This window comes from Clostridium sp. YIM B02506, from assembly GCF_022324845.1.
GTDB lineage: Bacteria > Bacillota > Clostridia > Clostridiales > Clostridiaceae > Clostridium_T > Clostridium_T intestinale.
This window is the reverse complement of the sequence record NZ_JAKGTG010000018.1, coordinates 78107-86456: the sequence shown is the minus strand read 5'-3', so window position 1 is coordinate 86456 and position 8350 is coordinate 78107. Positions and strand designations below refer to the sequence as shown.

At 31.0% G+C, this 8350-nt stretch carries 10 protein-coding genes and 1 riboswitch; of the genes, 7 read left to right on the top strand and 3 right to left on the bottom strand.

Annotated features, from left to right (window positions below; translation table 11 throughout):
• Positions 1-107 precede the first annotated feature (107 nt).
• The 3 genes from fba to L1S49_RS14225 all read right to left on the bottom strand — a co-directional run bounded on the left by fba (position 108) and on the right by L1S49_RS14225 (position 2244).
• Complete coding sequence (gene fba, locus L1S49_RS14235; RefSeq protein WP_238905628.1) at positions 108-1040, bottom strand: class II fructose-1,6-bisphosphate aldolase; 933 nt, start codon at positions 1038-1040, stop codon at positions 108-110.
• 164 nt (positions 1041-1204) lie between these two features.
• Positions 1205-1585, bottom strand: a complete 381-nt coding sequence (locus tag L1S49_RS14230) for a DUF4363 family protein (protein ID WP_238905627.1) — start codon at positions 1583-1585, stop codon at positions 1205-1207.
• Positions 1582-2244: a DUF421 domain-containing protein gene (locus L1S49_RS14225; RefSeq protein ID WP_238905625.1), complete on the bottom strand. Its 663-nt coding sequence runs from the start codon at positions 2242-2244 to the stop codon at positions 1582-1584. Before L1S49_RS14225 ends, L1S49_RS14230 begins: the two co-directional genes overlap by 4 nt.
• 117 nt (positions 2245-2361) lie before the next feature.
• Here L1S49_RS14225 and L1S49_RS14220 point away from each other — a divergent pair, with 117 nt between their 5' ends.
• The 7 genes from L1S49_RS14220 to L1S49_RS14190 all read left to right on the top strand — a co-directional run bounded on the left by L1S49_RS14220 (position 2362) and on the right by L1S49_RS14190 (position 8271).
• Complete coding sequence (locus L1S49_RS14220; RefSeq protein WP_238905623.1) at positions 2362-4020, top strand: nucleoside kinase; 1659 nt, start codon at positions 2362-2364, stop codon at positions 4018-4020.
• 29 nt (positions 4021-4049) lie between these two features.
• The gene (gene sdaAB, locus L1S49_RS14215) at positions 4050-4730 is read left to right on the top strand and encodes an L-serine ammonia-lyase, iron-sulfur-dependent subunit beta (RefSeq protein WP_238905621.1); all 681 of its coding nucleotides are present in this window, start codon (positions 4050-4052) and stop codon (positions 4728-4730) included.
• Between the two features lie 3 nt (positions 4731-4733).
• Positions 4734-5609, top strand: a complete 876-nt coding sequence (gene sdaAA / locus L1S49_RS14210) for an L-serine ammonia-lyase, iron-sulfur-dependent, subunit alpha (RefSeq protein WP_238905619.1) — start codon at positions 4734-4736, stop codon at positions 5607-5609.
• 27 nt (positions 5610-5636) lie between these two features.
• Entirely contained in the window at positions 5637-6329 is a 693-nt protein-coding gene (locus tag L1S49_RS14205) for a hypothetical protein (protein WP_238905614.1), read from the top strand.
• Between the two features lie 64 nt (positions 6330-6393).
• A riboswitch (TPP riboswitch) is annotated at positions 6394-6503 on the top strand.
• Between the two features lie 104 nt (positions 6504-6607).
• Positions 6608-7120 carry an energy coupling factor transporter S component ThiW gene (thiW, locus tag L1S49_RS14200; RefSeq protein WP_021803073.1) on the top strand — a complete coding sequence of 171 codons (513 nt, stop codon included), beginning with the start codon at positions 6608-6610 and terminating at the stop codon, positions 7118-7120.
• 5 nt (positions 7121-7125) lie between these two features.
• Positions 7126-7935: a bifunctional hydroxymethylpyrimidine kinase/phosphomethylpyrimidine kinase gene (thiD, locus tag L1S49_RS14195; RefSeq protein WP_238905612.1), complete on the top strand. Its 810-nt coding sequence runs from the start codon at positions 7126-7128 to the stop codon at positions 7933-7935.
• A 90-nt stretch (positions 7936-8025) separates the two neighbouring features.
• Complete coding sequence (locus L1S49_RS14190) at positions 8026-8271, top strand: DUF3243 domain-containing protein (RefSeq protein WP_073020793.1); 246 nt, start codon at positions 8026-8028, stop codon at positions 8269-8271.
• Positions 8272-8350: the final 79 nt, after the last annotated feature.

Here is an 8350-nt window from a genome sequence, read left to right as displayed (position 1 = left end):
GCAAGAAAGCAAGAAAGCAAGAAAGCAAGAAAGCAAGAAAGCAAGAAAGCAAGAAAGCAAGAAAGCAAGAAAAACAAAAAAGATGGCATAAGCCATCTTTTAAGGAATTATTTCATAGAATCAATTGATCCTAAAACTTCATCTATTTTAGATTCTACTGTGCTTTGAACAGCATTTCTTCCAGCTCCAAGATATGCTCTTGGATCGAATTCTTTTGGTTTATCTCCAAAAGTTTTTCTTACAGCAGCTGTGAAAGCTAATCTTAAGTCTGTATCCATGTTTATTTTACATACAGCCATTCCAGAAGCTTTTCTTAACATATCAACTGGAATTCCTTTAGCTCCAGCAATATCTCCACCATATTGGTTACAAGTTTCAACTGCTTTTGGATCAACAGCTGAAGCTCCGTGAAGAACGATTGGGAAACCTGGTAATTTAGCTTGGATTTCTTCTAATATATCAAATCTTAATTGTGGTTTGAAATCTAATGGGAATTTGAATGCTCCGTGAGATGTTCCTATAGCGATTGCTAATGAATCAACTCCAGTTCTGTTAACAAAGTCAACTGCTTGTTCTGGATCAGTGTAGATATGTTCTGCAGCAACTACATCATCTTCTACTCCTGCTAAAACTCCTAGTTCAGCTTCAACAACAACTCCTTTAGCATGAGCGTATTCAACTACTTCTTTAGTTAATCTAACATTTTCTTCATAGTCATAGTGAGAACCATCAAACATTACTGATGTAAATCCAGCATCTATAACTTCTTTAACAGCATCTAAACTTGGACCGTGGTCTAAGTGTAATGCAACATCTATACCAGTTTCTTCGATAGCAGCATCAACCATTGCTTTAAGGTATGCAGCTCCAGCATATTTTATAGCTCCTGTAGAACATTGAAGTATAACAGCAGAATTTTTAGCTTTAGCTCCTCTTAAAACTCCTTGAATGATTTCTAGGTTGTTGATATTGAAAGCACCTATTGCGTATCCGCCTTCGTAAGCTTTTTTGAACATTTCTTTTGTAGTAACTAATGCCATGATTTTACCACCTTTCATTTATTTACTGGAGAAATATTAATATCTCTCCAAGATATCATTTTTGTTAGTGGACTTGTTACGTCCCACCGGGACTAATCCCTTTATGTTAATTATACTAAATGTACAAGCTATTTTCTATATGTAAATCAAAAAAAATGATATTTTTAGAAAATATTTTTAAGTCGTATCTCTTGAAGCTTTAACATTGTCTCAGCAGAAAACTTTATAAGGTGTATGGATGCAAGGGAATCTTCCTCATCTGTAGTCTCTATATATTGAGTCAATTTAATTGCTTCAGAGCTTATATTATCAAATTCTGTATGATTTATATATAAGGATAAAGGCGTAGAGCTTTGAGTTACAGAGTCTATAAGCTCAATAGCTTTAGTGTATCCACCTTCCCAATCTTCATTATTAATTAATTCCTCTAAATTTTCACTAATATCTATTATTTCGATGCAGGCCTTATTTAATTTAATGTGTGAGTAAAACATAAAACTTATTAATGCTAAAAATAGTGCCAAGGATGTTAATATATTTTTCATGTATTCTCACCATCCAATTTTTCAAATTCTCCTTTTGCTTGGTATTGAAGTTTACCAGAGCTATCCATTATTATTATAAATACTTCGTCCATACTTAGATTTTTTGATGAAACTTTGTCTTGTAGCCATTTAACGTCTTTATGTAATTTTTTTAGAGAGTCTTTATTTACCTTTCCATTGTATAATAAAACTAAAGGTAAATGACGGTTTTCATTATTTTCTTTAGACATTATAGATAACTGACCATTGCTTTCTAATATGGCATATTTAATTGAAGAGATATCAAAATTTCCTGTTAATCTTAATTCTTCAAGAAGGTCTTCTATATGAATTCTTTGACTTTTTAATGCTTTTTCATTAATTTTACCATCTCTTATAAGAACAGAAGGATCCCCATCTATTAGTTTTCTCATGAATTTACTTCTTATTTGAAGTTCAGTAAAAAAGACTTCTAAAATAAGTAAGGTTATTATAGGAATTATTCCTAAAATTAATGGTAGTCTTACGTCTTGCATTGGAACAGTAGCCAAATCAGAAATTACAATAGTTATTACAAGTTCGTAAGGCTGTAATTCTCCTATCTGTCGTTTTCCCATTAATCGAATAACTAAAACTACTAAAATATACAATATACAAGTTCTAATTAAAACTATAAACATAAAAAAACACCTCCAAAATAATTTATCCAAATAAAGATAATTATATGTAGTAGTTATCAAGTTTAAGGTTTGTTATATAATAGTAATGAATAGTTAATTGTTTGGAGGTTATGTGACATGAGTAAAATTCAATTAAATTTATGTAATGGTCTTAAAGTAGAAGTTGATAGAGGAATAGAATTCACTGAAATTATAAATAAATATTATAAAGAGAGTAATTTACCTATAATGCTAGGAAGATTAAATAAAAAGTATATAGAGTTAAGTAGGAAAGTTGAGGAGTCTGGAGATTTTGAGGTTATTTATAACAATAACCCTATTGGAACAATGGCTTATGGAAGAACTGTAACTTTTTTATTTATAAAAGCAGCTTTAGATATTTTCCCAGAATCAAAAATAACTATGGAACATTCAATTAGTAAGGGGATATTTGGGGAAATCCACAAAGAGGAAGTTTTAACGGAAGAGGATGTTAATAAGATTAAAATTAGAATGCAGGAACTAATTGATAGAAAAATTCCTATAAGTAAAAATAAATTTTTAAAGGAAGATGCTATAGAAATTTTTAAGGATTATGGAATGATTGATAAGGTAAAATTGCTTAATCATATGAATCTAGAAACAGTTAAGTTATATGAGCTAGATGGAAGATATGATTATTTCTATGGTCATATGGCAGTTAATACTAAAGAAATAAAGGTTTTTGATGTTATTAATTATGATAAAGGTTTTATTCTAAGGTATCCAGATGATAAGAAACCATTAGAGATACAAGCGTTTAAGGAACATAAAAAGTTATCAAATATATTTTATGAAAATGAAACATGGCTTGATATTTTAGGTGTTGGAGAAGTAGGCTCTTTAAATGATAAGATTGAATCTAGTGAGATTATAGATATTATACAGGTTTCAGAGGCACTGCATGAGAAGAAGATAGCTAATATAGCAGATATGATTTCAGAAAGAAAAGATGTAAAAGTTATTTTGATAGCAGGACCAAGTTCTTCGGGAAAAACAACTTTTTCAAAGAGATTAGGAGTTCAATTAAGGGTAAATGGATTTATACCTACTCCAATATCTTTGGATGATTATTTTGTAGATAGAGAGAAAAACCCTATAGGGGAAGATGGAAAACCTGATTTTGAATCCATAAATTCTTTAGATTTAGATTTATTTAACAAGCATTTAGAGTTACTATTAAAAGGTAAAAAAGTTGAGATACCTAGTTTTAACTTTGTTAAGGGGAAAAGAGAATGGCATGGGCATGAACTTGTATTACCTCAAAATGGTTTGTTAATAATAGAAGGTATACATGGATTAAATGATCAATTAACAGCTTCTATTTCAGATGTGAATAAATTTAAAATTTATATAAGTGCATTGACACAACTGAACCTAGATAATCATAATAGAATTGCAACCACAGATGTTAGAAAAATTAGAAGAATAGTTAGAGATTATCTAACTAGAGGGTATGGTGGAGAGGATACTCTTTTAATGTGGAACTCTATAAAAAGAGGAGAAGAAAAGAATATATTTGTATTCCAAGAAGATGCAGATGTTATGTTTAATTCAACCCTTGTATATGAGCTTTGTGTGCTTAGAAAGTATGCACTTTTTGAACTAGATAAGATAAAGGAAGAAAGTGATGTTTATTACGAGGCTCAAAGATTAAAGTCGTTTTTGGGATTCTTTAAAGATATAGATACAGAAATGGTTCCAGGTAATTCTATATTAAGAGAGTTTATAGGTGGAAGTTGTTTTTATAAATATTAGTTTAACAAAAAGATAAAAAGGTGGTAATTATGAAAAAGTATGGAGTGTTTGATATAATTGGGCCTATTATGATAGGGCCCTCTTCCTCCCATACGGCAGGAGCTGCTAGAATTGGGAGAATTGCAAGAGTTATAGCTGGGGAGGAATTAAAAGCTGTTAAGTTTATCCTTCATGGATCTTTTGGGAAAACTTATAAAGGTCATGGAACAGATAGAGCTCTTACTGCAGGTATACTAGGAATGAATCCTGGGGATATACGTCTAAGGGATGCTTTGGGTATAGCAGAGGATTTAGGTATAAAGATAGAGTTTGAAGAAGGGGATTTAGGAGATGTACACCCTAATACTGTAAAATGTATAATGAATGGAGTAAGTGGTAGTAACTATTCTATAACAGGCTGCTCAATAGGTGGGGGAAGTATAGTTATAAAAGCTATAAATGATCAAGAAGTTGATTTTACAGGAAGTTATCCTACCTTAATTGTAAATCATAAGGATGTACCAGGAGCAGTATCGAAGGTAACATCACTTTTGTATGAAGATACAATAAATATTGCTTTTATGAAGGTTTTTAGAAGCCAAAAGGGTAAGGAAGCAACTATGATATTTGAAGTTGATAATGAAATTTCAGATAAGGTTTTAAATGGAATAAAAAATATAGACTACATATCAAAAGTTATAAGGATAAATCCTATTAAGGAAGGAGAATAAAAATTGTTAGCAAAAACAGGTGAGGAGCTTCTAAATATATGCGCTGATAAGGGCATTTCACTAAGTGAATATGCTATTCTTTATGAAATGGAAACCTCAGAATTAACTAGAGAAGAAGTAATTAAAATGATGGAGAAAAGTTATGATGTCATGCTGGAAGCTTGCAGACAAGGAATGGAAGAAGAAGTTTTCTCTGTAAGTGGGTTAATTGGTGGAGATGGATATAAAATAAATAAATACTTAAATAGTGGAAAATCCCTTACAGGAAATGTTATTATAAAAGCAATGGCAAGAGCTATGTCCTGTGCAGAAGTAAATGCTTCTATGGGAAAAATAGTGGCATGTCCTACGGCTGGATCTTGTGGTATATTGCCAGCAGTTATTATTACAGCGGTAGAGCAGTTAGAGCTTGATTATGAAGGTGCTATAAAAGGATTGTTTGCAGCTTCTGCTTTAGGTATTATAATAGCTCAAAATGCAACTTTAGCAGGTGCAGAGGGTGGATGTCAGGCAGAGTGTGGTTCAGCCTCTGCTATGGGGGCTGCTGCTGTAGTAGAAATGATGGGGGGAACTCCAGAAATGAGCCTTAATGCTGCGGCTATAGTTTTTAAAAATATCATGGGACTAGTATGTGATCCAGTTGCTGGCTTAGTAGAGGTTCCATGCGCTAAAAGAAATGTAGCGGGAGCTGTTAGTGCCCTATCAACAGCTGATTTAGTTATGGCAGGAGTAAACAGTAAGATTCCATTTGATGATGTTTTAAGTGCTATGTATGATGTTGGAAAAAATATGCCTAGTGAACTTAAGGAAACTGCTATGGGTGGAATAGCTATTACAAAAACAGGAAAAAAATTAAAAGAACAAGTTTTCGGGAAATAAGCTTAAAAGGTTTAAGGAGATATGAAAATGAATTTTGTTGAAGAAGTTAAAAAATTTGATTTAATTAGAAATACTAAGGTTTATGAATTAGCTAAGCTTGAGGTTTTACTTAAGTTAGATAAGGTTTATATATGGACTAAAGATGGGCATATAGCTGTTTTATCTTCAAATGTAGGAGAAAAATCTATATACATTTATACTGACAGAGAATTGATAACTTCAGATTATAGTAATTATGAAGAGTTTTCCTTATCTAAGTTTATAATTGTGCTTAAAAATAGAGACAATAATTTTAATAGTTGTTTTATTAATAAAGATACAGAAAGTTCTTCTATTTTATCAGAAAATATTCAATATCTTATAAATAGATATGAAGAGATATATACAAACACAAGTTTTAGAAATACTAATTCTTTAGAGCTTAAGGAAAGAACTTATATAGTTGCTAGAGAAGCTACAGATGAAAATAATATAGAGGTTTTAATAAGAAACTCAGGTAATGATAAATACATATACATATATACTGAGGCTGATTTAGCTAAAAACAAGGTACATATGGAACAATTAAGTGCGTCAAAACTTGTGGGGCTAAATAATGAAAAACTAGGGAAATTAATAACTAATCTTAATAGTAACGGTGTTAATAAGGTTATAGTTAATTTTGGAACAAACAATGGTATGGTTGTTGGTATTGAAGAGATAATTAGCTTATTAGCTTAAAACAAGGTTACAGCAATTGCACTATAAATAATTAAATGGTATATTAGATATAGATTAAATTTTAATATTTAGCTAGGGGGGCTGGTGTTGCCAGCTGAGATAGAAAACAAGATTTTCTGACTCTTATAACCTGATCTGGGTAAATCCAGCGTAGGGAAGCATTAGTTTTGTACTAAAATTAGTGTAGCTCTTGCTACACTTTTATTTTTTCTTTTTTATTTATGTACAAAAATATGGCGGATATAAGTCTCCTTGGCTAATTTTTAGGGGGATTAACAATGGAAAAAAGAATTAATGTATCAAGCACTTCAAAAATAGCAATAAGCGGAGTATTAATAGCAATAGGTACAACAACAAGTACTTTATTAACAATTCCTGTATTAGGCGCTAAAATGGCTCCGGTTCAGCATTTTATAAATGTGGTTTCAGCAGTATTATTAGGTCCTTATTATGCAGTATTAAATGCTTTTTCAATATCCTTACTTAGAAATGCCCTAGGAACAGGTACCTTATTAGCATTTCCAGGAAGTATGGTTGGAGCATTTTTAGCAGCATTAATGTATAAGTACTTTAAGAATATATATGCATCAGCATTGGGAGAAGTAGTAGGTACTGGTTTATTAGGAGCATTACTAGCTTATCCAATATATGCTTATATTTTAGGTAAACAAGCTGCATTGACCTTTTTCATAGTACCTTTTTCAATTAGTTGTGTAGGAGGAGCTATAATAGCATTAATATTTTTAAATATACCTGCCATAAAAAATTTATTAATTAAAGGAAGGGAGTAAATATTATGTTTAAAGCTTTAACTATTGCAGGTTCTGATTCTTGTGGAGGAGCAGGTATTCAAGCTGATATAAAATCATTTTCGGCAAATGGCGTTTATGGAATGAGTGTAATTACGGCTATAACAGCTCAAAGTACTCAAGGAGTTTTTGGGATTCAAGATATAAGCCCAGAAATTATATCAAAGCAAATAGAGGTGCTTTTTGATGATATTCATATTGATGCTATAAAAATAGGAATGGTTTCAAAGATAGAATCTATAAAAGCTATATCAGAATCTTTTAGAAAAGTTGATAAGCTGCCAGTAATAGTATTGGATCCAGTTATGATTTCAAAAACTGGTTTTAAACTATTATCAGAGGATGCTAAGGATACTTTAATTAAAGAGTTGTTTCCTTTAGCTACATTAATAACACCTAACTTACCAGAGGCTGAAGAGATTTTAGGGGTTGAAATTAAGGATATGGAGAGCATGAAGGAAGCTGCTACTAAATTATATGAATTAGGTCCAAAATATGTTTTGGTAAAAGGTGGTCATTTAGAAAGTGAAGCTGACGATTTATTGTTTGATGGAAAGAACTTTACTATATTTAAAGGTAGAAGGGTAAATACTATACATACACATGGAACAGGATGTACCTTATCTTCTGCCATTGCAGCAAATTTAGCTAAGGGTATGAATGTAGTTGAAGCCGTTGAAGAAGGAAAAAGATATATAACGGTTGCTATAGAAAATGGATTTGAGCTTGGAAAAGGTGTAGGACCAACTCATCATTTTTACGAATTATATGAAAAAAGTGGATTAAATAAAAAATAATTAATAAATGTACCTATAAATTTAGTATTATAGGTACATTTATTTTTTCTTAAATACTAATAATAAGTTATTATAGGAGGTGAATAGTATATGGAAACTTTAAAAAATTGGAGCAAGTGGAAAGATACTCTTGGCAAAGCTGTTGATTTAGGAGAAACTGTAGGAATGTCAGATGGAACAATAACTAATATTGCTGAAAAGGTTGGAAGCTTTTTAGCAAATAATGTTGATCCAAAAACAGATGAAGAAAGACTTCTTAAAGAGTTATGGGATTCTGCAGATTCAAATGACAAAGAAGTTTTAGCAAAACTTATAGTAAGAATTACTGATAAATAATTTTTATATTTTAAAGAGCGTTACATATATAAATTGTAATTGCTCTTTTTTTGTTGATAAATTTAAGAGGATTTAAATT

What these genes read in the sequence shown, in the direction of transcription:
- L1S49_RS14230 (WP_238905627.1), bottom strand. Translation starts at nt 1,585, where the DNA reads ATGAAAAATATATTAACATCCTTGGCACTATTTTTAGCATTAATAAGT.
- L1S49_RS14220 (WP_238905623.1), top strand. Translation starts at nt 2,362, where the DNA reads ATGAGTAAAATTCAATTAAATTTATGTAATGGTCTTAAAGTAGAAGTT.
- fba (WP_238905628.1), bottom strand. Translation starts at nt 1,040, where the DNA reads ATGGCATTAGTTACTACAAAAGAAATGTTCAAAAAAGCTTACGAAGGC.
- L1S49_RS14225 (WP_238905625.1), bottom strand. Translation starts at nt 2,244, where the DNA reads ATGTTTATAGTTTTAATTAGAACTTGTATATTGTATATTTTAGTAGTT.
- L1S49_RS14205 (WP_238905614.1), top strand. Translation starts at nt 5,637, where the DNA reads ATGAATTTTGTTGAAGAAGTTAAAAAATTTGATTTAATTAGAAATACT.
- thiD (WP_238905612.1), top strand. Translation starts at nt 7,126, where the DNA reads ATGTTTAAAGCTTTAACTATTGCAGGTTCTGATTCTTGTGGAGGAGCA.
- sdaAB (WP_238905621.1), top strand. Translation starts at nt 4,050, where the DNA reads ATGAAAAAGTATGGAGTGTTTGATATAATTGGGCCTATTATGATAGGG.
- thiW (WP_021803073.1), top strand. Translation starts at nt 6,608, where the DNA reads ATGGAAAAAAGAATTAATGTATCAAGCACTTCAAAAATAGCAATAAGC.
- L1S49_RS14190 (WP_073020793.1), top strand. Translation starts at nt 8,026, where the DNA reads ATGGAAACTTTAAAAAATTGGAGCAAGTGGAAAGATACTCTTGGCAAA.